The organism is Candidatus Pantoea floridensis (assembly GCF_900215435.1).
Lineage (GTDB): Bacteria > Pseudomonadota > Gammaproteobacteria > Enterobacterales > Enterobacteriaceae > Pantoea > Pantoea floridensis.
Genome location: NZ_OCMY01000001.1, coordinates 2380205 through 2404228, shown reverse-complemented (window position 1 = coordinate 2404228; position 24024 = coordinate 2380205). Strand labels below are relative to the sequence as shown.

The window sequence follows — 24024 nt, the reverse complement described above, 5'->3', positions numbered from 1 at the left end:
GCTAGTCTCCAGAATCTATCAAATCAATCTGCTCGGCATGTAACACCATTCTACTCTGACCATTGCGTGCCTGATGGCAGCTAATAAAGCCTTCGAGAGTGAGTTGCGTGCCGACCGTTATATGTTGAGTAATCACCTGATGGGTGCTGCCGCTGATAATCACCGGCATTTGACACCAGGCTTGCCGGTGGAAACCGGCCTCCTCCTGCACAGAACGATGCTCAAGCACGAACTGGCAATGAGGTATCCCTGACGGACTGACTTTTCGAACCGGCGTCTTGCACACAATGCCAGACAGGCGCAGTCGATTTGCCGTCATAACGGATTACTCTTCAGAATCCCCAGCATCTGAGTCATCAGCCGATTCGTTAGCAAAGTCTTCGCGGCGATCACGACGCTCGTCTTTAGCTTTAACCATCGGAGATGCTTCAGTTACCGCGTGCTTAACGCGCATAACCATGCTGCGGATAACGGCGTCGTTGAAGCGGAAGTTAGTTTCCAGCTCGTCAATCACTTCCTGCGGCGCTTCTACGTTCAGCAGAACATAGTGAGCTTTGTGCAGTTTGTTGATTGGGTAAGCCAGCTGACGGCGGCCCCAGTCTTCCAGACGGTGAATCGTGCCCTGTGCACCGGTGATAGCACCAGTGTAACGCTCGATCATACCTGGAACCTGTTCGCTCTGGTCAGGGTGGACCATAAATACGATTTCGTAATGACGCATCGATAGCTCCTTACGGATTATTCAGCCTCCTGTCGGGGTCAGCTGCGGCCCACGGAAGCAAGGAACGTTATAGGTTGTGAATCATTCAATAAATGAAACACACCTCTGAATGCAGCTGAAAAATTGACGCGTAATCATACTGGCGTCCCCGCAGAAACTCAAGCGCACAATTCATCAAATAGCGACTATCGTGCCAGCTGATGCTGCTTTTTGTGCTAAGTGTTGAGATTCATTGCGTTAGCAGACGCTTCATCAAATTCTCTGAAGAAAGCGTTCAGCAGGACGATCTGGCGGCAAGCTGGTTAAGCACTACACTAGTTACAGGCGCAACGATTTAACCATTTCGTAACGTCTGAGAGTGTAATCCCTGGAGTGAGGAGTCGATTATGAAAATCATCATTTTCGCCACTTTACTGGGTCTCTTCCTGTCTACCCCCGCTTTTGCCAGCTCCGCTGACCAGGCGTTGCAGATGAGAAGTCACAACAGCAACGCGGCATCAGGCTATGTCTACGTTAATCGTTTGGATGCGCCTGCAAGCAGTAACCCTGTCAGTGCTAATACCAGCGCCGCCGAACGGTTGTCGTCACAACTTTAGAGCGGCTTATCGCAACGGGTTGGCGTCAATCACGCCAACCCGCTTTAGTTTATAAATGATGTTTAAAGAAGCTGACCAGCGCCGTCAGGGCCGAAGGCGTGATTTTATGGCCGATATGCTTCTCAGAAAGTGAGGTCACGTGTTGATCGAGCTCCGCGTCACGTAACGCTTTGTCTAGCCGCACCGTTTCGGCAAAGGGCACCACTTCATCCGCTTCGCCGTGCCACAGCAGTAATGGCCGATTCGCCAGTTTTTGTAACTGTTCGCTGGGATCATAGGGTGCCAGCGGGGCTAAACGCGCGGCAAAAGTTTCTTTCTGTTCTGGCGTACGGGCCACCAGCGGCGGAAACAGCGTATGACTGAGCTGCATGAAATAGCCGGAGCCCATCAAACACGCCACGCTGTGAATCTGTGGGTAGCGCGCCATTGCGCCGAGCGCGGTCATGCCGCCCATCGATGCGCCCGCCACGGCAAAACGCTCATCGGCAATCCAGTCATTCTCACGCAGCGCCGCTTCCAGCACCGCCACTTCATCAATGTTCTGTTTAAGGATGTCCCAGAAGTGCGTGTTTCGCATTTCGGTATCGCCGTTATAGCGCGCACCGTGCATATCTGCATCGGGCATGATGACGCGGAAACCGGCCTGCGCCAGCGCCACGGCAAAATAACTGTAAACCTCTTTCGAAGAGGTAAACCCGTGGTAGAACAATACCGTCGGTAAACGTGCTTGCCGCTGCCCGGTCGGTGCCGCGTGAATACATTCGATACCGGCCAGATTCTCCGTTGCCAACTCAATCATACCGCCTCCATTGAGAATGATTATCACTGGACTCAGTGTAAGCGCTACCGGACAAAATGCGAGCCACTTCACATTAAGTTGTAATAATTTCTGCCCTAAACATTTAGCGCGCTTTGCCGTTGATCTTGTACCCCTCCAATAATCTCAAAAGGTACTTTATGCAGCGTCTTTCTCTCAGCGCCATGAGTCTCGGAATTAAGCTGTCTGTATTGACGTCTTTGAGCGTGGCAATTGTGCTCTTTACGTTGACCCTTACCCTAAGCCATAACGCGGCCCGTCAGCTGGAGCAGCTGGCGACCGATGATATGCAGAATCAGGTGCAGGGCATTAATGAAATGGCCACCATGTTCAACGCCACGCTATCGGAAGAAGTGGCAAATTACACCAAACTGTTCCAGAGCTTTCTGCCAAAACGCTTTAGTCGCGACGAAAGTGAACGCATTCAGGTGGGTGAATTCAGTACGCCAACGCTACGTGCCGGGCTGAAAACCCTCAACCTCGACCAGATTGCCGTGGATGATTTCCTCGATCGCACCGGCGCGGTCTCCACCGTTTTCGTGCGTGACGGCGAGGATTATGTGCGGATTTCCACCTCGCTGAAAAAAGAGGATGGCAGCCGGGCGATTGGCACCAAACTGGATCGCAGCAGTGCCGCCTGGCGCAGTGTGAATCAGGGCGCGGTATATCGTGGCCTGGCAACGCTGTTCGGCCATCGTTACATCACGCAGTATCAGCCGGTGCAGGATAGCAGCGGCGCGGTGATCGCTATCCTGTTCGTGGGCGTGCAGATCGATGCGCAATACGCGCTGATGCGCGACAAAGTGCTGGCGCGTCATTTAGGCGACAGCGGCACCTTCTCGGTGCTCAACGGTGCGCCGGGCAGCAGCCAGGGACAATATCTGTTTGATCGTCAATCTGAAGGCAAACTGCCGCGCTGGGATCAGGCCACACAAAAGCAGCTGCTCAGCCAACCGAAGGGATTAGTCGCGGTTGAACTTGAGGGCGAAACAAAACTGCTGGCGTGGCAGCAGCTGCCGGGCTGGAACTGGATCATCGTTAGTGAGGTGAGCCGTGCCAGCCTGCTGGCGCCCATCACGCACAGCCGTAACCTGTTTATGGCGATTGGCCTGGCGCTGGTGGTTGCGTTTGCGCTTGGCTTTATGTGGTACAGCCGCCGCGCCATTACACGTCCGCTGCAGCAGGTAATTCATCTGGCGGAACAGTACGCCGCCGGTAATTTGCAGGCGCATCTTGACTCCACACGTCGTGATGAGATCGGTCAGCTGGTTAGCGCCATCAACGGCATTGGCGATGGATTGGAAAAAGTCGTCAGCCAGGTGCGCTCGGCCGCGCGTGAGATCAGCAGCGGCACCGACACTATCGCCGCCAGCAGCTCCAGCATTAGCGAGCAGATTGGCCGCCAGGCCAGCAGCGTGGAAGAAACCTCGGCCAGCATGGAGCAGTTTGGCGCTACGGTGGCACAAACCGCCGCCAACGTGCGTCAGGCCATGGCACTGGTGGGTGAAGCAGCCAATACCGTCAATCACGGCGGCAGCACCGTAGCGCGCTCGGTGGAAACCATGTCGGAGATCCGCGTTGCGTCGCAGAGTATCGCCGATATCACCCACGTCATTGAGTCGATCGCATTTCAGACCAACATCCTGGCGCTGAACGCCGCGGTTGAAGCGGCGCGTGCCGGTGAACACGGTAAAGGTTTTGCGGTTGTCGCTGCTGAAGTGCGTGCGCTGGCGCAGCGCAGTGCCAATGCCGCTAAAGAGATTGATGGGTTGATCGCCAGCTCAATCGATAAAGTGGCGGCCGGGCATACGCTGTCGGAGCAAACGCGCGATGCGATGAGCCATATCGTCAATCACATTGAGCAGGTTAAAACGTTGATGGGAGAGATCAATATCGCCGCGCAGGAGCAGGCGGCGGGTATTGGCCAGGTGAATCTGGCGATGAATCACATCAGCCAGGCAACCCATCAAAGTAGCGATATGATTAATCAGTCAGAATCCACCGCCAATCATCTGAGCCAGAAAGGTCACCATCTGACCCAGCTGGTGAGCATTTTTCATCTGAAGGACTAAAACTGCTGGGAAGATGGCATACACTTGAACCATCTTCCCCCTTCTGGAATTGCCATGCGTACTCTCTTTCTGGTGTTAACGCTGCTGCTCAGCGGCTGCGCTGCTTTCACCACCACGCCACAAGCCCCGCCGCCGCCAAGTCATCAGGCGCAGGAAATTTCGCGTGCGCAGAGTTATGGATTGCCGAAGCTCGGCACTATCACTGCCACCACGCGCGGCTCGCCGGATGATGCGCAGCGCGCCATCGCCGCCAAAGCCAATCAGGCCGGTGCGGTTTATTATCAGATTCTGATGCTGGATGAGACCACCATTCCCAGCTTCTGGTACGCCACCGCCATTCTGTATGGCGCACCTTCAAGCGGCACTGGCGCGCAGCAGTAAGCGTGCGCAAAGATCGTCACTTAACGCGCGTTTACCGCGCATATCGAGGTGCTGCTGACACCAGCTATCGGCCAGCGGCGGCTCAGCGACTTTCAGTAGAATTGCCGCGCTGCCCAGCAGATACAGCTCACGCGTGATGTCGCGTGCTTGCCCTTCGCGCGCGTGAGCAAGCTGCAAACGCAGCTGTCGCCAGCGACGATCGAAATGGCGATTACTGCCTTTTACCGCATCAAACTCATCGTGCAGCATGGTTATCACTTCTGAATGACGATCCATTACGCGCAGTACATCAAGGCACATCACGTTGCCAGAACCCTCCCAGATGCTGTTGACGGGCATCTCTCGATATAGCCTTGGCAGCTCGCTCTGTTCGCAATAGCCGATGCCGCCCAACACTTCCATCGCTTCCGCCACAAACGGCATCCCCGCCTGACAGACGGCAAATTTGGCGGCAGGGGTGAACAAACGCGCATATAAGCGTTCATGTTCGCTGGCGGGCGATGACCAGGCACGTGCCAGACGCATCAACAGTGCAGTTTGTCCCTCCAGCTGCAGCGCCTGCTGCGCCAGCACTGCATGCATCAGCGGCTGATCGATAAGGTTTTTGCCCATCACCTGGCGCTGCTGCGCATGGTGTACGGCAATTGACAGCGCGCGGCGCATTTGGCCGTGGCTGCCCAGCGCGCAGTCGAAGCGCGTCATGCCGCCCATTTTCAGGATCAGCCGTACGCCGTCGCCCTCTTCGCCCATCAACCAGCCAATGGCATCCTGAAACTCGACTTCGGCACTGGCGTTGGAGCGATTGCCCAGTTTGTCTTTGAGACGCTCGAGGCGAATAGCGTTACGCGTGCCGTCCGGCAGCAGGCGCGGCAGGAAGAAGCAACTCAGCCCTTGTGGCGTTTGCGCCAGAACCAGATGCGCATCGCTCTGCGGTACCGAGAAGAACCATTTGTGGCCGGTAATACGATACGCCTGACCGACACCACGCACACCTAACGGCTCAGCGCGCGTGGTGTTGCTCAACACATCGGTGCCTCCCTGTTTTTCCGTCATGCCCATGCCAATCAGCAGGCCGCGTTTCTTATTGCCCGGCAGGTGATGCGCGTCATAACGATCGCTGAGCAGCGTTTCGCGCCAGTCAGCATAGGGTTCAGGCAGATGATTTTGCAGCAGCGGAATGGCGGCATGCGTCATGGTGACGGGACAAAGCGAGCCTGCTTCAACTTGCGCATGCAGGATAAATCGCGCGGCACGTGCCACCATCGCATGTGGCTGCACGTCGGGTTGCCAGCTGAGATTGTGCAGTCGGCTGGCACACAATCCCTGCATCAGCAGATGCCAGGCCGGATGAAAGCGCACTTCATCGAGACGTTCACCGCGCGCATCGTAACGCAGCAGCTCCGGCGATTCGACGTTGGCCAGGCGGCCTAGTTCCAGCGATTCAGCGCTGCCCAGTTGCAGGCCCACTGAAGCCAGCCATTCACGGTCCCAGCTAGCACCTTCGCGTGCAACCGCCTCACACAAGGCGATATCACGCGTAAACAGGTTACTGTTGCTGAGCGGATGGGGTTGATTGAATACGGTGTGAGTGGTCCAAATCATAAATATCCCCGTCATACTTCGAGCTACAGGTGCGTTGGCTGCGTGTGTTCACCCCAGTCACTTACTGATGTAAGCTCCTGGGGACTCACGCACTTGCCGCCTTCCTGTAACTCGAATTATTTAGGGTATAAGTATGTCGCTGTTTTGCAGTTATGCCCGGCCTGAAAATTTTTTTGCGGCGGGGATCACGCCTGACGCTGACGAACGGCTTCGAACAGACATACGCCAGTGGCCACTGACACGTTCAGTGACGATACGCTGCCTGCCATAGGGATGCTGATCAGCTCATCGCAATGTTCACGCGTCAATCGACGCATACCTTCACCTTCAGCCCCCATCACCAGCGCCATCGGGCCAGTCATTTTGCTTTGGTAAACGGTATGATCGGCTTCACCCGCGGTGCCGACTACCCAAATGTTGTATTCCTGCAGCAAACGCAGGGTACGTGCCAGGTTGGTGACGCGAATCAAAGGCACGTTTTCTGCCGCGCCGCTCGCCACTTTTTTCGCCGTGGCATTCAGCGGAGCTGCGCGGTCTTTCGGCACGATGACCGCATGCACGCCAGCGGCATCAGCGCTACGCAGGCAAGCACCGAGATTATGCGGGTCGGTAACGCCATCCAGCACCAGCAGGAACGGCTTTTCCAGGCTCTGCAGCAGATCCGGCAGATCGCCTTCCTGGTACTGCTTGCCCGGCTTAACGCGCGCCACAATACCCTGATGTACGCCGCCTTCAACCTGGCTATCCAGCCATTGGCGATTGGCAACCTGTACCGGAATACCCTGAGCTTCCAGTGCGAGGATCAGCGGTTGCAGGCGACGATCTTCGCGGCCTTTAAGGATAAAGACTTCCTGAAAACGCTGCGGATCGCGCTCCAGCAGCGCCTGCACGCTATGAATACCAAAAATTATTTCACTCATTACTTTGCTCAAGGTTGGAGATGAATCATGAAGAGATCGGCCATTATTCAGGTGCGCATAAATGCGCACCCTACGAAAACACGTTGCTGGTGTGTTAGGTCGCCGTCAAATGCGACCACACAATCAGGCTTCGCCTGTTTGCTTCTTCGACGCGCGCCTGGACTTAGTGGCGGCGGCGATTTTACGGGTTTTCTCCGAGACTTTTTTGCCTTTTTTCTCGGTTTTAGCCGGTTTTTCAGCAGCCGCAGGCTTTTTCTTCTCGCCGCGGAACGCTGAATCAGGTTCAAAAGTCCCCTTCTTACCGGCGTCACGACGGCGTTTGGCCGGTGGCTTGCCGCCGCGTTTCTCACGCTCGCGCTCGGTTTTGCCTTCACCGCGCGGTACACGCTTGCTGGAGATCAGCGCGAAGTCGATTTTACGCTCGTCCATATGCACCGCATCAACGCGCACTTCAACCGCATCGCCAAGACGATAGGTACGACCGCCGGATTCACCAATCAGACGCTGGCCTACCGCATCGAAGCGATAATAGTCGTTATCCAGCGACGAAACGTGCACCAAGCCATCGATAAACAGATCGTTAAGACGGACGAAGAAACCAAAACCGGTCACGCTGGAGATCACACCGCTGAACACGTTGCCGACCTGATCCTGCATGAAATCACACTTCAGCCAATCGGCGACATCGCGCGTGGCTTCATCAGCACGACGCTCGGTCATCGAACAGTGTTGGCCAAGCTGCAGCATCTGCTGCATATCGTAGTGATAGCCGCCGGTCGGCGTGGTGATGCCATCCACTTCACCCCGCTCTTTCGCCAGCAAATATTTGATGGCGCGATGCAGCAGCAAATCGGGATAGCGGCGAATCGGTGAGGTAAAGTGCGCATAAGACGCCAGCGCCAGACCGAAGTGACCACGGTTTTCCGGGTCATAAACTGCCTGCTTCATTGAACGCAGCAGCATGGTTTGAAGCATTTCTGCATCTGGACGATCGGCCACTTGCTTCAGCAGGTCGGCATAATCAGTCGGGTGCGGCTTGGCACCGCCCGGCAGGCTTAAGCCCAGTTCGTTGAGTACGGTGCGGAAACTTTTGATGCTGTCTTCGCTTGGACGATCGTGATCGCGGAACAGTGCAGGCTCTTCATTTTTCTCAACAAAACGCGCTGAGGCAATGTTGGCGAGAATCATGCACTCTTCAATCAGCTTGTGCGCATCGTTGCGTGAAGTGCGCTCCACGCGCTCAATGCGACGCTCGGCGTTGAAGATAAACTTGGCTTCATCGGTCTCAAACGAAATGCCGCCACGCTGCTCACGCGCGGTTTCCAGCACCTGATACATGTTGTGCAATTCATGCAGATGGGGCACCTGCGCCGCGTATTGTTCACGCAGATCGGCATCACCTTGCAGAATGTTCCACACTTTGTTGTAGGTCAGTCGCGCGTGGGAGTTCATCACCGCTTCATAGTGTTTGAAGCCGGTGAGTTTGCCGCTGGAGGAGATGGTCATCTCGCACACCATGCACAGACGATCAACCTGTGGATTCAGCGAGCACAAGCCGTTGGAGAGAATCTCCGGCAGCATTGGAATAACCTGCGACGGGAAATAGACGGACGTGCCGCGCTGATGCGCTTCATCATCGAGCGGCGTGCCGGGACGGACGTAATAGCTCACATCGGCAATCGCTACCCACAAACGCCAGCCACCACCGCGCTTCTTCTCGCAGAAAACAGCGTCATCAAAGTCGCGCGCATCTTCACCATCAATGGTGACCAGCGGCAGGTTACGCAAATCAACGCGCCCTTTCTTCGCCTCTTCCGGTACTTCTTCTTTCAGCCTGGCGATCTGCTTTTCCACTTCTTCCGGCCAGCTGTGCGGAATTTCATGGGTGCGCACCGCCATATCCACGGCAAGGCTGGTACCCATATCATCGCCGAGCAGCTCGGTAATTTTACCGAGCGCTTTGCTGCGACGCGTGGCGCGTTGCGTGATCTCAACCACCACCACTGAACCCATGCGCGCGTTGAGCGTTTCTTCTTGTGGGATCAGGATGTCGAAGCTCAGACGGCTGTCATCAGGCACCACAAATCCCGTGCCCGCATCGGTGAAGTAGCGACCAACAATTTGGCTGTTGCGCGGCTCGAGAACGCGTACCACACGTGCTTCACGACGACCTTTACGATCGGCGCTGCCCGGCTGTGCCAGAATAACGTCGCCATGCAGGCAGAATTTCATCTGTTCGGCAGAGAGATAGAAATCATCTTTCTGTCCCTCCACGCGCAGGAAGCCATAGCCATCGCGGTGGCCAATCACTTTACCGCGAATGAGATCGAGACGTTCTGGCAGGGCGTAACATTGACGGCGAGTAAACACCAACTGACCATCGCGCTCCATGGCACGTAGACGACGGCGCAGCGCTTCCAGCTGCTCTTCGCTGGTGATATTCAGTTCCTGCGCGATGTCATCGCGGCTGGTCGGTTTTTCCCGTTTCTCTAACAGCGCCAGAATGAATTCACGGCTGGGAATAGGGTTTTCGTATTTTTCAGCTTCTCTATCCTGAAAAGGATCTTTTGACATTACGGTTCCTCCGATGTCATTTAATTTGGATTGCCACCGGCGGTTCGGACAATAAAAGTTGGTACAGCGCATCGTTATCTTTGACCAAATCGGCCAGCGTATATTTATCCAGCTCCTTGAGGAATAACTGGACCGCATCGTGCAATGCTTTACGCAAACGACAAGCTGGCGTGATGACACACTCGTTGCAGTTCACGAGCTGCAGTGGCTCCATTTTTCGCACCACTTCGCCAATCACGATTTTTTCCGGGTTCATGCCTAAACGAATTCCGCCGTTTTTACCGCGTGTTGCGGCGACAAAGCCAGCCCGGCTGAGTTGATTGATGATTTTGACCATATGGTTACGCGACACCCCGTAGGTATCGGTGACTTCGGTAATGTTGGTCTGCTTACCTTCCGGTAACGTCGCCATATAAATCAGCGCACGCAAACCATAATCGGTAAAACTTGTTAGCTGCACATATACCTCAGTGAATCATCGGTCGTTATGACTATGCGCCGGTCGGCGTGATGTTTAAGTATGATGATAAACCAGAGCGTGGTGGCCGGTGCGTTTTTTTCCGGCAAGTATCGATATTTGCAAGAAAAAATAGAGTGAGTGGAGTCAAAGATTAGAAATACAAAGGCCGGGCGATACCCGGCCTTGAGAGATTATGCGTCGAATGGATCGCGCAGAATCATCGTCTCACTACGGTCTGGGCCGGTAGAAATAATATCAATCGGCACACCGGTGACTTCTTCTACACGTTTAATGTAGTCACGTGCAGCCTGCGGCAGACCTTCCAGCGTCTTCACGCCAAATGTCGTTTCGCTCCAGCCTGGCATCGTTTCATAGATCGGCTCAATGCCTTCCCAGCCTTCAGCGGCCAGCGGCGTGGTGGTCATTTCGCGGCCATCAGGCATGCGATAAGCTACGCAGATTTTTACTTCTTTCAGCCCATCCAGCACGTCCAGTTTGGTCATGCAGAAACCAGACAATGAGTTGATCTGCACTGCGCGGCGAACGGCAACCGCATCCAGCCAGCCGGTACGACGACGACGACCGGTTGTCGCGCCAAACTCGTGGCCTTGCGCACACAGGAACTCACCCGTTTCGTCAAACAGTTCGGTCGGGAATGGACCTGCACCTACGCGGGTTGAATAAGCTTTAACGATACCCAGCACGTAATCAACGTAGCGCGGACCAATACCTGACCCGGTTGCCACGCCACCTGCGGTGGTGTTGGATGAGGTGACGTACGGATAAGTACCGTGGTCGATATCCAGCAGCGTACCCTGTGCACCTTCGAACATGATCAGGTCGCCACGCTTGCGCGCGCCGTCCAGCAGATCAGAGACGTCAACCACCATGCTAGTGATAATATCGGCAACCGCCAGCGTATCACTCAGCACTTTTTCGTAGTCGACAGCATCTGTTTTGTAATAGTTAACCAGCTGGAAGTTGTAGAAATCGACGATCTCTTTCAGCTTCACGGCGAAGGTTTCTTTATTGAAGAGATCGCTCACGCGCAGACCGCGACGGGCAACTTTATCTTCATAGGCTGGACCGATACCACGACCGGTAGTACCGATAGCTTTGGCGCCGCGCGCTTTTTCGCGCGCTACATCCATGGCTACGTGGTATTGCAGAATCAATGGGCAGGCTTCAGAAATCAGCAGACGTTCACGTACCGGCACACCGCGCTCTTCCAGACCTTTCATCTCTTTCATCAGCGCTTCAGGCGACAGTACAACGCCGTTACCGATGATGCTGGTGACGTTTTCACGCAAGATGCCAGATGGAATTAAGTGGAGGACGGTTTTTTCACCGTTGATGACAAGTGTGTGGCCTGCATTGTGGCCACCTTGGTAACGCACGACGTAATTCGCGCGCTCTGTCAGAAGGTCTACGATCTTACCTTTACCTTCGTCACCCCATTGGGTGCCCAGTACGACGACGTTCTTACCCATTTTTTCAAAATCACCGATTGCTTAAAAATGGATTCTACCACCTGACTTTTACTCTTTCAGCACTTTTAGCATACGATTGCGCTGTTTTTTGCCTGAGTTTTGATCATCACAACATGTTGGGGGGAACAATGGCCACCAGACACAATTGGGTTGCGAGATATCACGCAAATTTGTGTTTATCAACCTGCGTGCATACTGATCATGGCGTAAATCACCACGCCCGCTACCACCAGTCCACCACCAAAACGGTGCAGCAGACGATCGGGCAGTTGGGTCATCGCCAGAATCATGCGACGCCAGACGCGTGGCATAAACATGGGGCCAAGTCCTTCCAGCACCAAAACTAAAGCCAGCGCCATCCAGATGGTTGTGTTCATGTTTTTTTCCCAAAAAAAAGGCCGACAACATTGTCGGCCTGGACTTTATATCAGTTCTTAACGCGTGGCGTTAGTCGGCGCTTTCATATAGCGGAAGAAATCGCTATCCGGGCTCAGCACTAACACATCCTGATTGTCAGAGAAGCTATTCTCATAAGCGCGCAGGCTGCGGATAAAGGCATAGAAATCCGGATCCTGACTGAAGGCATCAGCAAACAGTTTTGCTGCTTCACCATCACCTTCACCGCGTGAAATCAGCGCCTCACGCTGAGCTTCTGCCAGAGTACGCGTAACCTGATAATCGGCTTGCGCACGCAGTTTTTCTGCCTCTTCCTGACCTTGTGAACGCTGACTACGGGCAACCGCTTCACGCTCGGCGCGCATACGGTTGTAGATAGCGTCAGACACTTCCGTTGGCAGGTTGATCTGCTTAATACGCACGTCGACAACCTGAATACCTAAAGCAGCCATACTGTTCGGGTTGGGTGCCGGTTCGCTGCTATTGGTTTCACGCTCTACGCGTGCCGCTGCATTGGCAATCGCATCATCTGCTGCTGGCGTCTGCACTTCATCGTCATTGCCCGCGCTGCCGGTATTCAAAGCATCTCGAACATCGGTGGTTAAGCGGCCACGTGAATCGGTCACGATGTCTTTCACATCCAGACGACCCATTTCAGAACGCAGACGGTCACTGAACTTACGTTTCAGCAATACTTCGGCCTGAGAAACGTCGCCACCACCGGTTGCCAGGTAGTAACGGCTGAAATCACTAATGCGCCATTTGATATAGGAATCAACGATCAGGTCTTTCTTCTCTTTGGTAACAAAGCGATCCGCCTGGTTATCCATGGTCTGAATGCGCGCATCCAGAGATTTCATGGTTTCGATAAACGGGATTTTGAAATGCAGACCCGGTGCGTACACCAGCGGTTTGTTTTCATCGTCACGCAGAACCTTGCCAAAGCGCAGCACAATGCCGCGTTGGCCTTCCTGCACCACGAACAGTGACGCGTAAAGCACCACCAACACTACAATAATTACGGCGATGATTGGCTTACGCATCGATTACTCCCTCCCTTGACGCTGGGTATCGTTGCGCAGCGCATTGGCGCGACGCTGATCCATGATGCTGTCTGGACTGTATGATGAGGTATCACCACGGCTCGCATTACTTTCGGAAGACGAAGGTGATTTCATGAGATTCGTCATTTTTTGACCGCTCTGGCCCGAGGCCTGACCACCGCGCATCAGCTGATCCAATGGCAGAACCGTCAAGTTGCTGCCACGATCGCTGATCAAAACTTTGCGAGTATGGCTGAGCACGCGTTCCATCGTTTCAATGTAGAGACGCTCTTTAGTGATTTCAGGTGCGGCCTTATATTCTGGCAGCAGGCGCGCAAAACGAGCCACTTCACCCTGCGCTTCTAGCACCGTACGTTCTTTATAGGCGCGACCTTCTTCAAGGATACGCTGGGCCTGGCCATTAGCGCGCGGCTGAACTTCATTCGCATAAGCTTCGGCTTCACGCACGTACTGCTCGCGGTTTTCACGCGCAGCAATCGCATCATCAAATGAGGCTTTAACCTCTTCCGGTGGACGCGCCGCCTGGAAGTTCACGTCTAGCAGGGTAATACCCATGTTGTACGGACGAATGGTTTCGTCGAGCTCACGCTGCGTTTCGCTACGTACCACGGTACGACCTTCCGTCAGAATGCGATCCATGGTTGAGCGACCAATGACGCCACGTAAGGCGCTGTCCGTTGCCTGACGCAGACTATCGTCGGCGCTGGTCACCGCATACAGATAACGCTCCGGATCGGTCACGCGGTATTGCACGTTCATTTCAACGCGCACAACGTTTTCATCCGACGTTAACATCACGCCAGACGCCGCCAGTTCGCGCACGGCTTCGACGTTAACGGCGCGAACCTGATCGATAAACGTTGGCTTCCAGTTAAGACCGGGCTCAACCAGATGGCTAAATTTGCCAAAACGCGTTACCACACCGCGTTCTGCTTCTTTGATGGTGTAGAAACCGCTAGCCGCCCAGATAACGACCGCTGCTACGGCAACAATGCCCACTATTTTGCCACCGCTGCCGCCGCTGCGTTGGCCATTGTCATTCTGTTTGCCACCGCCCAGTCCACCGAGTTTTTTGCTCAGTTTACGGAAGATATCATCCAGATCAGGTGGTCCCTGATCGCGACCTCCTTTATTTCCCCCAGAGTTGCCGCCTTGATTATTGCTGCTTCCCCACGGGTCGCGGTCCTGTCCGTTATTTCCGGGCTGATTCCACGCCATGTCTCTACTCCATTTATTGTATTTACGGTTTTACCCTTCATCTTTCGGATTGCAGCTGCGTTGGCTGCCTTCACGCACCCCAGTCACTTACAGATGTAAGCTCCTGGGGATTTGCTCAGTTGCCGCCTTGCCGCAATCCGAAATATTCGCGTAAAACCATAATATTTCGGCCTGCAACGATAATTACTACAACCTGAAATCTTTTTTGGGTAAGTGCGATTGGGCAATTTCAAACAATATAACTGGCTAGCGACGGCTCTTGCTTACACAGACGGCGCCAGTCAACGATTGGCATACGCACATGCAAATTCACACAGCCATCCTCTTCATTCCATTCTTTTTCTATTGCATGTAGCTGATAGAAACGGCTGCGTAAACGGCCCGCTTCCGGCGGCAGACGTAAATCGTACTGCGCGATCTCTCCGGCTAAACGCTCTGAAAGCGACTGCCACAGCAGCGGTAAACCTACGCCGCTCTGTGCAGATAACCACACGCGAATCGGTTGGTTCTCTTCATTGCGATCGATACGCGGCACAAAACCATCCAGCATATCGATTTTATTCATGACCAGCAGAGTCGGAATTTCATCGGCTTCGATTTCTGCCAATACTTCATTTACGGCATCGATGTTGTCATTCACGCGCAAATCAGCAGCATCAATCACATGTAACAACAGCGTTGCCTGGCGGGTTTCCTGCAGCGTGGCTTTAAAGGCCGCCACCAGATCATGCGGTAAATGGCGAATAAAACCTACCGTGTCCGCTAAAACCACTTCACCGACATCGGCGACATTCAGCCGGCGCAAGGTAGGGTCAAGCGTTGCGAAAAGTTGGTCCGCCACGTAAACATCCGCAGAGGTAATCGCGTTGAATAGTGTGGATTTTCCGGCGTTGGTGTAACCCACCAGCGAGACCGTTGGCACGTCAGCTTTGGCGCGTGCCTGCCTGCCCTGATCGCGCTGCTTTTCAACGCGTTCAAGACGAGAAAGAATCTGACTGATGCGACCACGCAACAAGCGACGGTCCGTTTCCAGCTGAGTTTCACCTGGACCACGTAAACCGATACCGCCTTTTTGGCGCTCAAGGTGTGTCCATCCGCGAACCAAACGGGTTGCTAAATGGCGTAGTTGTGCCAGCTCGACCTGCAATTTACCCTCATGGGTGCGGGCGCGCTGGGCGAAAATATCGAGAATTAAGCCGGTGCGATCGATTACGCGACATTCGCACAGCCGCTCAAGATTACGTTCCTGGGCAGGAGTTAAGGCATGATCGAATAAAACGACCGATGCTCCACTCGCTTTCACCGCATCGGCAATTTCAACTGCCTTTCCTTCACCGACAAAATATTTGGGATGTGGCGCTTTACGGCTGCCCGTAATAACTTGCAGCGCTTCAACGCCCGCAGAAGAGACAAGAGTTTCGAACTCCTGCAAATCTTCCAGCTCTTTGTCTTGGGAGAACCAGATGTGTACCAGTACGGCCTGCTCACCGGCATCATAACGGTCAAACAAGCTATAACCTCGCTTAAATAAAATAACCAGGACAGGAAAACGTTATCGCTCTCCAGCCCTGGCTTTACGGCAGCGCAAAATTATTCTGCGTTATCGCCGTCTTGTTGTGGCTGCGACTGAGCGCCTTGGTTGCTTCCGCTGTGATGATAGTTGCTGCTACCACCGCTGCCGCCGGCGTTATTGCTATGGTGCGACACTGGACGAGAAGGAACCACTGTAGAGATGGCGTGCTTATACACCATCTGGCTAACCGTGTTTTTTAACAGAATGACGAACTGATCAAAGGATTCAATTTGCCCTTGCAGCTTAATACCATTCACCAAATAGATCGAAACCGGTACACGTTCACGACGCAATGCGTTCAAAAACGGGTCTTGTAAAGATTGCCCCTTAGCCATTCTATCTTTTCCTTATATGCTTGTTGTTTGTTGCTTTAAGAACCGTGGTTCAGAAAAACTGCGTAAAAATTTGCGCACGATAACGAACCAATTGTACACAATCATCCCTGCTACGCACTAACTACCTTGAGCACCGCATTACGCGCTAATTCTGGCTCATCACTGTTTAACCAGTGTACTTCAGGCCAGCCACGTAACCAGGTCATCTGGCGTTTAGCGAGCTGCCGAGTGGCGCAAATTCCCCGATAAACCATTTCGTCATAATCGATTTCGCCTGAAAGATAAGACCACATCTGGCGATAACCGACACAACGAATGGAAGGCATATCCGTATGCAAATCACCTCGTGCAAACAGTGCACGAGCCTCCGCTTCAAATCCTGACGCTAGCATCTGGTCGTAACGCAACGCAATGCGTTGATGTATCAGTTCGCGATTCACAGGTGCAATCGCAAATTGGGACACGTCGTAGGGTAACGCTTCGCCGGAGGTTTTTGTCAGTTCCGTTAAAGTTTTACCCGAAATAAAAAAAACTTCCAGTGCTCGCGAAAGTCTCTGCGGATCATTCGGATGAATACGACTACCGGCGACCGGATCGATTTCACACAGCTGGCGGTGCAGGGCTTCCCACCCTTTCTCCGCCGCCATTTGCTCTATCCGCTGACGCACCTCGGGATCGGCCGAGGGCAACGGTGACAATCCTTCAAGTAACGCCTTGAAATAGAGCATGGTTCCACCAACAAGCAGCGGAATCTTCCCCTTCTGGGTGATTTCCGCCATTTCTGCCAGCGCATCGCGACGAAACTCTGCGGCGGAATACGCTTCCGCCGGATCGCGAATGTCCAGCAAACGATGGGGCGCCAGTGCTAACTCTTCTGCCGACGGTTTCGCCGTGCCAATATCCATCCCGCGATAGATTAAGGCAGAGTCAACGCTAATAAGTTCCACCGGAAGTTGCTGACGCAGCGAAATCGCTAATGCCGTCTTACCGGAGGCGGTAGGCCCCATCAAAAATATTGCCTTTGGCCGGCTAGCCTGGTTTAGTTCACTCATGCTTCAACGCGTTAATCGCGCTCTCAATCTCAATAGTCTGTAACAGACCTGAAGGCGGCGACTTCAGCAGTTGCGGACAAAGCCTTTCCAGCTCTGCCAGCAACGTAATCGCCTGCGAGTGATTCCAGTGAGCGTCTTCTGCATCATCGCGCCGCGCCAACCATTGGGCTAACGTGGATGCAGAAACCTCTTGCTGCCGGGCCAAGTAGCCTAACAGTTCTGGAATCAAGATTTGTAAATTTTGTGTTCGTAACGGTAAAGGAACGGCACGCAGCGTCACATGCTGTCCTTCTCGTTGTAAATCAATGCCCATTACGCTCAGCAGCATTGAATGGGAATCGATAACGGCGAGCTCTTGCCCGGCAATTTTCAGGCGAACCGGGATCAGCAACGGCTGCGGTTTTAATCCCTCATCCCCTGGCTGCAGCTGGGCCTGTTTTAGCCAGCGAGCCGCAACCGCCAGGGATAATAATTGCAGTTGGTTACCCCGTTCCAACAGCGCGTAGCGATCCTGCAACACGCTTAACACGCGACCAAAACTTTGTGCATGAGCACTTAACGGTGCTTCACGTGGCTCGGGCTGACGAACGGGTGCAGGCGCGGCGCGCGGCGCTTCGGCCGCTGGTGTTTTAATCAGCTGCTTATAGGCAGCGCCTTCGCGCGCACTGTAACTGGGTTCTTTATTCTGCCAATTGGCACTCGCGCCGGCAGCAGATCCGTTGCGCGGCGTGTTGCTCGGCTGGGCAAAGTGATTAGCACCCGCCGCCTGGCGGTTTTCTGGCTGCCATTTGGGTGCGGGCTCTTCAGCGTGTGCAATCGGCAGTTCCGGCGCGCGGCTGGCTTGCAGCGCACTCATCACGCCCTGCCAGATAAAATCATGTACCAGACGCGACTGATGGAAACGCACCTCATGCTTAGCCGGATGGACGTTGACATCCACCTGATGCGGATCGATCTCGAGATACAGCACGTAAGCCGGCTGCTGATCATCGCCAAGCTGCGTTTGATACGCCTGGCGAATGGCGTGGTTGATCAGCTTATCGCGCATCATACGCCCGTTGACGTAACAATATTGCAGATCGGTAACCTGTCGCGAGCCGTTTGGATCGGCCACCCAACCACGCAGTGCTAAATCGTCATGCTGCCAATCAATACGTAACGCATGCTGCATAAACGTGGTGCCACAAATCGCGCCTAAACGCCGCTCGCGCTGCGTCTCCTCGCTGACCGCGCGATACTGACGCATCAACTTGCCGTTATGGCTGAGTGAAATGGCAACATCAAAGCGTGCCAGCGCAATACGACGAATCACCTCATCAATATGAGTAAATTCGGTTTTTTCGGTGCGCATAAATTTGCGGCGTGCGGGCGTGTTGTAGAACAGATCGAGCACTTCTAGCGAGGTTCCCACGGGATGCGCCGCGGGTTTCACCGTCACCTCCATATCGCGCCCTTCGGCATAGGCTTGCCACGCTTCAGTTTGATTGGCGGTGCGTGACGTGAGGGTTAAACGAGAAACCGAGCTGATACTGGCGAGCGCTTCGCCACGGAAACCGAGGCTGACGATCGCTTCTAGATCATCGAGCGAGGCTATCTTACTGGTGGCATGCCGTGCCAGCGCCATGGCCAGCTCGGCTTTCGCGATGCCGCAGCCGTTGTCACGAATGCGGATAAGTTTGGCGCCACCTTTCTCAATATCAACATCAATACGCGTTGCGCCGGCATCGAGGCTGTTTTCCACCAGCTCTTTTACGACCGATGCCGGACGCTCAACCACTTCGCCTGCGGCAATCTGGTTCGCCAGCTGCGGCGGTAAAATCTGTATTGGCATGGTGGTGATCCTTCTGGCTGGTTGGCTCACGCGGAGCCAACAATCAGGATTGCGGAATTTTTAGGTTTTGCCCCAGCATCACATTGCTCGACTTCATATTATTCGCCTGCATGATCGCTTTTGAGCTCACGCCATAGCGCGCGGCAATCGCCGTTAGCGAATCGCCGCGCACCACTTTGTGCCGCGTAGGACGACTTGCCGCCGCAACGCTGACGCTGGATTTCGCCGGCACTTTCAGGCGTTGTCCCACCCAAACGACATCGCGCTTCAGGCTGTTCAGCTCACGTAGCGTTGCCATGCTGACGCCATATTTCGCGGCGATACCTGATAACGTTTCGCCACGCGCAACGGTATGACGCTGCGTCGCGCCGGTGTATTGCACCGTGCCGCTCGCCGGATTGCTGGCAACGCTAACCGCTGGTGCGCTGTCCAGCGGCCGGTTTTCCTCCTTTGGGATCGATTGCAGCGGATGCGTAAGGAAATAATTGCGTAGCCCTTTATAAATCGACTGAGCAATCTTCTCCTGATACGCGCTGCTACCAAGCAGCCGCTCCTCCGCGGCGTTACTAATAAAGCCGGTTTCGACCAGTAAAGAAGGGATATCCGGGGAACGTAAGACGCCAAGGCTGGCATGTTCCGGCAGACGTTTATGCAGCGGCGTAATACCGCGCAGCTGCTGCAGGACTTTAACCGCGACGTCATAGCCTACGCGCTGTGAATGGCCAAACTGCAGATCCAGTACCGCCTGGCTGAGATAGGGATCGGCCTGGCTGTTTGCCAGCAGATCGCCCGCGCCGCCCAGCAGTTCAGACTGTTTCTCTTTCTGTTCCAGCCAGTTGGCCATTTCGTTGTTGGCACGACGATTAGACAACACCCACACCGATGCGCCGGTAGCGGAATGGTTGGGCGCGGCGTCGGCGTGGATCGACACTAACAGGTTAGCGTTCTCTTTACGCGCCACTTCGGAGCGGCCCATAACCGAGATGAAATAGTCGCCGCTGCGCGTCAGTACCGGTTTGAACATCGGATCTCTGTCCATTAGCGCCTTCAACTTACGCGCAATGGAAATGGTGACATTTTTCTCATGCAAACCGTTTTGTCCGGATGCACCTGGATCCTGCCCACCGTGCCCAGCATCAATCGCCACAATCACCACATCATTGCGGCTCAACGATGTGGCTGGACGCACGGTCGTATCGCTGCTGGTAACGGCAGTGACCGGATTGGCGTTGAACGGATTGCTCGAACTGCTTTGATTCTGACTTTCACGCGCGGTAGTGACTGGCGCAGCGGCAGCGCGTTTTACTGGCTGCGTGCCGCGAATAGTGAACACCACGCGATAATTATTGCCTTCGCGCTGCGTGCTGGCGCGCGTTTGCGCCGGCTGTGTCAACTCAAACACTAAACGCAGGCTTTGCTTATCTTTGGGCTGGCTGTTGCGAATGCGCTGCACAATATTTTCGCCGCTGAAATTCAGCGGCAAGCTTTTAATCGCGCCGCTCTGGCGAATATCCAGCACCACGCGATTGGGATTATGCAGCGGGAAAAAGCCGTAAACCGGCTGGCCGTTGAAACTCAAGGTCACTGTGGCCTGGCTGTCGCCGTTTTCAACTTTAATATCGGATAACGTGGCGGCAAGCGCTGAAGCAGAAAACAGGCACAGCAATGCCACTATCATGATCTTCATCCGTGACATCATGCCGGATTCCTGCCTTGCTGGAATTGGAGTAACAGCGCTTCGCCAGTGGCGGACACCGCGCTGATTTCGGCTTCACGTGCTGCATCGACATAGCGCAACGTCAACGCTAAATCAGGCTCAGGCAGCACGCCGGTGCCCTGCTGCGGCCACTCCACCAGACATAGCGCATCACCGCTGAAATAGTCGCGGATGCCCATAAACTCCAGTTCTTCCGGATCGGCAAGACGATAAAGATCAAAATGATACAGCGTACGCGACCCCAGTTCGTAGGGCTCAACCAAGGTATACGTTGGGCTTTTTACATTGCCTTGATGGCCGAGCGCCTGCAGAAAACCACGGCTGAAGGTGGTTTTACCGGCACCCAAATCGCCATAAAGATAGATCACCAGCGCGCTATTGCAGACGCGCGCCAATTGCGCACCCAGATTCAGGGTTGCCGCCTCATCGGGCAAAGGGATAACACAGCTCTTCATGCTTTATTGTTGGATCATCTCTGGATTAACAAACTGCCACAGCAGCTCGAACAAATCAGTGGCTAACATACCGCGTGTACCGCGCTGATGCGCAACGGCATCGGCTGTTGCCCCATGCGCGACGCAGCCTGCGCAGGCTGCCTCAAGTAATGTCAATTTCTGGCCGATCAGCGCGGCAATAATGCCGCTTAACACATCGCCCATGCCGCCAGATGCCATGCCGGCGTTGCCGACATCCGCAATGGCTAACTCTCCCGCCGCGCTGGCAATCACCGTGCCTGCACCTTTCAGTACCACCACACCGCCGTAGCGTTTCGCCAGGGCGCGTGCTGCATGTAAGCGGTCACTCTCAATCTTACTGGTTTTTACACCCAGCAAGCGCGCCGCTTCGCCGGGATGCGGCGTAATGATGCGATTCTGACGGTTATCCTGCTTGATTGCCAGCAGGTTAAGCGCATCCGCATCCCAAAGCATCGGCTTTTCACTGGCCGCAATCTTTTTCAGTGCCTTCTGAGCCCAGTCCCGCTGGCCAAGCCCCGGTCCAACTGCGATGACATCCGCCCATTCCAGCGCCTGATCGAGGCGTTCGTCACTCAGTGCGTCAACCATCAACTCCGGACGCGCGGTGAGAATCGGGCCAATATTATCTTCATGCGTGAGCACGCGCACAAGCCCGGCACCACTGCGCAATGCTGCTTCTCCCGTCATACGAATGGCTCCCGCCGTGCCGCTATCACCACCGACCACCAGCAGACGCCCCTGATCGCCTTTATGCGATGTGGCACGGCGCGGTTGCAGCCAGCGCGTTAAGTCCGCGGCATCGTAACGTGAAATAGGTGCCTGCTCAGCGGCAAGGTACGGCGACAAGCCCAGCTCATGGTTATGTAAAATACCTATGTAATCACGTGCTTTACCGGTTAATTGCCCGGGTTTAAGTGCAATCATGCTGAGTGTGTGATCGGCGATCACCGTTTCGCCCGGCGCCGTGCCATTAGCCGCGACTAAACCCGAGGGAATATCAATCGCCAGCACCGGTGCGGCATGCATATTGGTCAACTCAATTAAGCGATCGTAAGGTGACGCCGGTGCTCGGTTGAGCCCGGTGCCAAGCAGCGCATCGATAATCACATCAATCTGTTCCGGCCAGACCGCATCTGCGGCATGGATCACGCCTCCCGCCGCCAGCCATGCATCGCGCGCTTGCTGCGCTTCTTCCGGCAAGGCTTTGCTGCCTTCGCAGGCCAGCAGCGTCACGCTCAACCCAGCCGCCTGCGCCAATCGCGCCACCACATAACCATCGCCGCCGTTGTTACCATGCCCGCACAGCACCAACCAGTGTTTCGCCTGCGGCCACAGCTGGCGGGCAAGTTCATAGCTGGCCTGTCCGGCGCGCTGCATCAGCTCATACAGCGTTAAGCCCAGGCTATCAGCAGCATCACGTTCCAGTTGCGCCATCGCCTGCGCAGGCCACACAGAGTGTGTTAAACTGCGTGCGTTTGCTTCAATTGCCTGGTTTCTCATGTCATACCCTCTCGATCTTCATCAGCTCGCTCAACAAATTAAACAGTGGGGACGCGAACTCGGCTTCCAACAGGTGGGTATTTGCGATACCGATCTGAGCGCCGAAGAGCCCAGGCTGCAGGAGTGGCTGGATAAGCAGTACCACGGCGAGATGGATTGGATGGCGCGCCACGGCATGATGCGTGCTCGTCCACATGAACTGCTGCCCGGTACGCTGCGCGTGATCAGCGTGCGCATGAACTATCTTCCCGCCAAAGCCGCCTTTGCCAGCACGCTAAAAAACCCCCAGCTGGGTTATGTTAGTCGCTATGCGCTGGGTCGCGACTATCACAAAGTATTGCGCAATCGACTGAAAAAGCTCGGAGAAATGATTCAGGCGCACTGTGGCGAACTCAATTTCCGTCCCTTCGTCGACTCCGCACCCATTCTCGAGCGCCCGATTGCCGTTAAAGCCGGATTGGGCTGGACCGGCAAACACTCGCTCGTCCTGAACCGTGAAGCAGGTTCCTGGTTCTTTCTCGGCGAGCTGCTGATCGATCTGCCGCTGCCGGTCGATCAGCCACAGGAAGAACAGTGTGGGCGCTGCGTGGCCTGCATCACTATCTGCCCCACTGCCGCCATCGTCGAGCCTTACGTGGTCGATGCGCGTCGCTGCATCTCTTATCTCACCATCGAATTGGAAGGCGCTATTCCCGAAGAGTTCCGCCCGCTGATTGGTAATCGGATTTATGGTTGCGATGATTGCCAACTGATTTGCCCGTGGAACCGCTATGGCCAGTTAACCGATGAAGATGACTTTTCACCGCGCGCCGTATTACACGCGCCGCCGCTTACAGAATTATTCAAATGGGATGAGGCAAAATTCCTGCGTATTACGGAAGGTTCAGCGATTCGTCGTATTGGGCACCTGCGTTGGTTACGCAACATTGCCGTGGCTTTAGGCAACGCGCCGTGGGCAGAAGAAAATATGGCGGTATTAGCACTGCGCAGCGGCGAACATCCGATGCTGGATGAGCATATTACGTGGGCAATGGCTCAGCAGCTAGAAAAACGTGCAGCGCAAGCGGTTGAGGTGCAGCCGGCGAAGAAACAGCGGCTGGTGCGGGCAGTCGAAAAAGGTCTGCCACGTGATGCGTGAATGAGCAGTGGCACAGGATAAAACTCTTTTCCACACGCTGTGAATAAAATTATCCAACTGAATAGTGACAGAGATCGTAATTTTGCCTAAA

At 54.6% G+C, this 24024-nt stretch carries 22 protein-coding genes; 4 read left to right on the top strand and 18 right to left on the bottom strand.

The genetic code is table 11. From position 1 onward, the window contains the following. Window position 1 precedes the first annotated feature (1 nt). Entirely contained in the window at window positions 2-319 is a 318-nt protein-coding gene (gene priB, locus CRO19_RS11365; protein ID WP_097095897.1) for a primosomal replication protein N, read from the bottom strand. 6 nt (window positions 320-325) lie between these two features. Beyond that, on the bottom strand, window positions 326-721 hold the full coding sequence (gene rpsF, locus CRO19_RS11360; protein WP_007892026.1) for a 30S ribosomal protein S6: 396 nt from the start codon (window positions 719-721) through the stop codon (window positions 326-328). Between the two features lie 386 nt (window positions 722-1107). On the opposite strand from rpsF, the gene CRO19_RS11355 reads away from it, so the two are divergent. Beyond that, on the top strand, window positions 1108-1317 hold the full coding sequence (locus CRO19_RS11355) for a hypothetical protein (RefSeq protein WP_097095896.1): 210 nt from the start codon (window positions 1108-1110) through the stop codon (window positions 1315-1317). A gap of 49 nt (window positions 1318-1366) precedes the next feature. Here the strand turns inward: CRO19_RS11355 and yjfP are convergent, their stop codons facing one another. Further along, complete coding sequence (gene yjfP / locus CRO19_RS11350) at window positions 1367-2116, bottom strand: esterase (protein ID WP_097095895.1); 750 nt, start codon at window positions 2114-2116, stop codon at window positions 1367-1369. Window positions 2117-2274: 158 nt separating this feature from the next. Here yjfP and CRO19_RS11345 point away from each other — a divergent pair, with 158 nt between their 5' ends. Further along, complete coding sequence (locus tag CRO19_RS11345; RefSeq protein WP_097095894.1) at window positions 2275-4206, top strand: methyl-accepting chemotaxis protein; 1932 nt, start codon at window positions 2275-2277, stop codon at window positions 4204-4206. 54 nt (window positions 4207-4260) lie between these two features. After that, window positions 4261-4587, top strand: coding sequence for a biofilm peroxide resistance protein BsmA (gene bsmA, locus CRO19_RS11340; RefSeq protein ID WP_097095893.1), 327 nt, complete (start codon window positions 4261-4263; stop codon window positions 4585-4587). Here bsmA and CRO19_RS11335 read toward each other — a convergent pair. From CRO19_RS11335 to nnr, 15 genes are all read right to left on the bottom strand, one after another. Further along, on the bottom strand, window positions 4561-6189 hold the full coding sequence (locus CRO19_RS11335) for an isovaleryl-CoA dehydrogenase (protein ID WP_097095892.1): 1629 nt from the start codon (window positions 6187-6189) through the stop codon (window positions 4561-4563). The two genes, bsmA and CRO19_RS11335, sit on opposite strands and share 27 nt — an antisense overlap. Before the next feature lie 185 nt (window positions 6190-6374). Next, the gene (rlmB, locus tag CRO19_RS11325) at window positions 6375-7109 is read right to left on the bottom strand and encodes a 23S rRNA (guanosine(2251)-2'-O)-methyltransferase RlmB (RefSeq protein WP_097095891.1); all 735 of its coding nucleotides are present in this window, start codon (window positions 7107-7109) and stop codon (window positions 6375-6377) included. A 123-nt stretch (window positions 7110-7232) separates the two neighbouring features. Further along, the gene (gene rnr, locus CRO19_RS11320) at window positions 7233-9683 is read right to left on the bottom strand and encodes a ribonuclease R (RefSeq protein WP_097095890.1); all 2451 of its coding nucleotides are present in this window, start codon (window positions 9681-9683) and stop codon (window positions 7233-7235) included. Window positions 9684-9699: 16 nt separating this feature from the next. Then, window positions 9700-10143, bottom strand: coding sequence for a nitric oxide-sensing transcriptional repressor NsrR (gene nsrR, locus CRO19_RS11315; protein ID WP_097095889.1), 444 nt, complete (start codon window positions 10141-10143; stop codon window positions 9700-9702). 191 nt (window positions 10144-10334) lie between these two features. Continuing rightward, on the bottom strand, window positions 10335-11633 hold the full coding sequence (locus CRO19_RS11310) for an adenylosuccinate synthase (protein WP_007892015.1): 1299 nt from the start codon (window positions 11631-11633) through the stop codon (window positions 10335-10337). Between the two features lie 179 nt (window positions 11634-11812). Continuing rightward, window positions 11813-12010 carry a DUF2065 domain-containing protein gene (locus CRO19_RS11305; protein WP_097095888.1) on the bottom strand — a complete coding sequence of 66 codons (198 nt, stop codon included), beginning with the start codon at window positions 12008-12010 and terminating at the stop codon, window positions 11813-11815. A 57-nt stretch (window positions 12011-12067) separates the two neighbouring features. Beyond that, window positions 12068-13072 (bottom strand): protease modulator HflC, encoded by a 1005-nt coding sequence (gene hflC / locus CRO19_RS11300; protein ID WP_097095887.1) that lies wholly within the window; start codon window positions 13070-13072, stop codon window positions 12068-12070. Window positions 13073-13075: 3 nt separating this feature from the next. Then, entirely contained in the window at window positions 13076-14311 is a 1236-nt protein-coding gene (gene hflK, locus CRO19_RS11295; protein ID WP_097095886.1) for an FtsH protease activity modulator HflK, read from the bottom strand. Between the two features lie 229 nt (window positions 14312-14540). Next, window positions 14541-15821 carry a ribosome rescue GTPase HflX gene (gene hflX, locus CRO19_RS11290; protein ID WP_097095885.1) on the bottom strand — a complete coding sequence of 427 codons (1281 nt, stop codon included), beginning with the start codon at window positions 15819-15821 and terminating at the stop codon, window positions 14541-14543. A gap of 80 nt (window positions 15822-15901) precedes the next feature. Further along, window positions 15902-16219, bottom strand: coding sequence for an RNA chaperone Hfq (gene hfq / locus CRO19_RS11285; RefSeq protein WP_008103618.1), 318 nt, complete (start codon window positions 16217-16219; stop codon window positions 15902-15904). 110 nt (window positions 16220-16329) lie between these two features. Next, on the bottom strand, window positions 16330-17271 hold the full coding sequence (miaA, locus tag CRO19_RS11280) for a tRNA (adenosine(37)-N6)-dimethylallyltransferase MiaA (protein WP_097095884.1): 942 nt from the start codon (window positions 17269-17271) through the stop codon (window positions 16330-16332). Then, on the bottom strand, window positions 17264-19102 hold the full coding sequence (mutL, locus tag CRO19_RS11275; protein WP_097095883.1) for a DNA mismatch repair endonuclease MutL: 1839 nt from the start codon (window positions 19100-19102) through the stop codon (window positions 17264-17266). Before mutL ends, miaA begins: the two co-directional genes overlap by 8 nt. A 43-nt stretch (window positions 19103-19145) precedes the next feature. Beyond that, window positions 19146-20801, bottom strand: a complete 1656-nt coding sequence (amiB, locus tag CRO19_RS11270) for an N-acetylmuramoyl-L-alanine amidase AmiB (RefSeq protein WP_097095882.1) — start codon at window positions 20799-20801, stop codon at window positions 19146-19148. Next, on the bottom strand, window positions 20798-21274 hold the full coding sequence (gene tsaE / locus CRO19_RS11265; protein WP_097095881.1) for a tRNA (adenosine(37)-N6)-threonylcarbamoyltransferase complex ATPase subunit type 1 TsaE: 477 nt from the start codon (window positions 21272-21274) through the stop codon (window positions 20798-20800). The genes amiB and tsaE overlap by 4 nt, the downstream gene beginning before the upstream one ends. A 3-nt stretch (window positions 21275-21277) precedes the next feature. After that, window positions 21278-22795 (bottom strand): bifunctional ADP-dependent NAD(P)H-hydrate dehydratase/NAD(P)H-hydrate epimerase, encoded by a 1518-nt coding sequence (nnr, locus tag CRO19_RS11260; protein WP_097095880.1) that lies wholly within the window; start codon window positions 22793-22795, stop codon window positions 21278-21280. On the opposite strand from nnr, the gene queG reads away from it, so the two are divergent. Continuing rightward, window positions 22794-23933 carry a tRNA epoxyqueuosine(34) reductase QueG gene (gene queG / locus CRO19_RS11255; RefSeq protein WP_097095879.1) on the top strand — a complete coding sequence of 380 codons (1140 nt, stop codon included), beginning with the start codon at window positions 22794-22796 and terminating at the stop codon, window positions 23931-23933. The genes nnr and queG overlap by 2 nt on opposite strands. The last annotated feature ends 91 nt before the right edge of the window (window positions 23934-24024 follow it).

Bases quoted from the DNA above. Each gene is read 5' to 3' on its own strand.
- priB (WP_097095897.1), bottom strand. From the start codon at position 319: ATGACGGCAAATCGACTGCGCCTGTCTGGCATTGTGTGCAAGACGCCG.
- rpsF (WP_007892026.1), bottom strand. From the start codon at position 721: ATGCGTCATTACGAAATCGTATTTATGGTCCACCCTGACCAGAGCGAA.
- CRO19_RS11355 (WP_097095896.1), top strand. From the start codon at position 1,108: ATGAAAATCATCATTTTCGCCACTTTACTGGGTCTCTTCCTGTCTACC.
- yjfP (WP_097095895.1), bottom strand. From the start codon at position 2,116: ATGATTGAGTTGGCAACGGAGAATCTGGCCGGTATCGAATGTATTCAC.
- CRO19_RS11345 (WP_097095894.1), top strand. From the start codon at position 2,275: ATGCAGCGTCTTTCTCTCAGCGCCATGAGTCTCGGAATTAAGCTGTCT.
- bsmA (WP_097095893.1), top strand. From the start codon at position 4,261: ATGCGTACTCTCTTTCTGGTGTTAACGCTGCTGCTCAGCGGCTGCGCT.
- CRO19_RS11335 (WP_097095892.1), bottom strand. From the start codon at position 6,189: ATGATTTGGACCACTCACACCGTATTCAATCAACCCCATCCGCTCAGC.
- rlmB (WP_097095891.1), bottom strand. From the start codon at position 7,109: ATGAGTGAAATAATTTTTGGTATTCATAGCGTGCAGGCGCTGCTGGAG.
- rnr (WP_097095890.1), bottom strand. From the start codon at position 9,683: ATGTCAAAAGATCCTTTTCAGGATAGAGAAGCTGAAAAATACGAAAAC.
- CRO19_RS11310 (WP_007892015.1), bottom strand. From the start codon at position 11,633: ATGGGTAAGAACGTCGTCGTACTGGGCACCCAATGGGGTGACGAAGGT.
- CRO19_RS11305 (WP_097095888.1), bottom strand. From the start codon at position 12,010: ATGAACACAACCATCTGGATGGCGCTGGCTTTAGTTTTGGTGCTGGAA.
- hflC (WP_097095887.1), bottom strand. From the start codon at position 13,072: ATGCGTAAGCCAATCATCGCCGTAATTATTGTAGTGTTGGTGGTGCTT.
- hflK (WP_097095886.1), bottom strand. From the start codon at position 14,311: ATGGCGTGGAATCAGCCCGGAAATAACGGACAGGACCGCGACCCGTGG.
- hfq (WP_008103618.1), bottom strand. From the start codon at position 16,219: ATGGCTAAGGGGCAATCTTTACAAGACCCGTTTTTGAACGCATTGCGT.
- miaA (WP_097095884.1), bottom strand. From the start codon at position 17,271: ATGAGTGAACTAAACCAGGCTAGCCGGCCAAAGGCAATATTTTTGATG.
- mutL (WP_097095883.1), bottom strand. From the start codon at position 19,102: ATGCCAATACAGATTTTACCGCCGCAGCTGGCGAACCAGATTGCCGCA.
- amiB (WP_097095882.1), bottom strand. From the start codon at position 20,801: ATGATGTCACGGATGAAGATCATGATAGTGGCATTGCTGTGCCTGTTT.
- tsaE (WP_097095881.1), bottom strand. From the start codon at position 21,274: ATGAAGAGCTGTGTTATCCCTTTGCCCGATGAGGCGGCAACCCTGAAT.
- queG (WP_097095879.1), top strand. From the start codon at position 22,794: ATGTCATACCCTCTCGATCTTCATCAGCTCGCTCAACAAATTAAACAG.
- nnr (WP_097095880.1), bottom strand. From the start codon at position 22,795: ATGAGAAACCAGGCAATTGAAGCAAACGCACGCAGTTTAACACACTCT.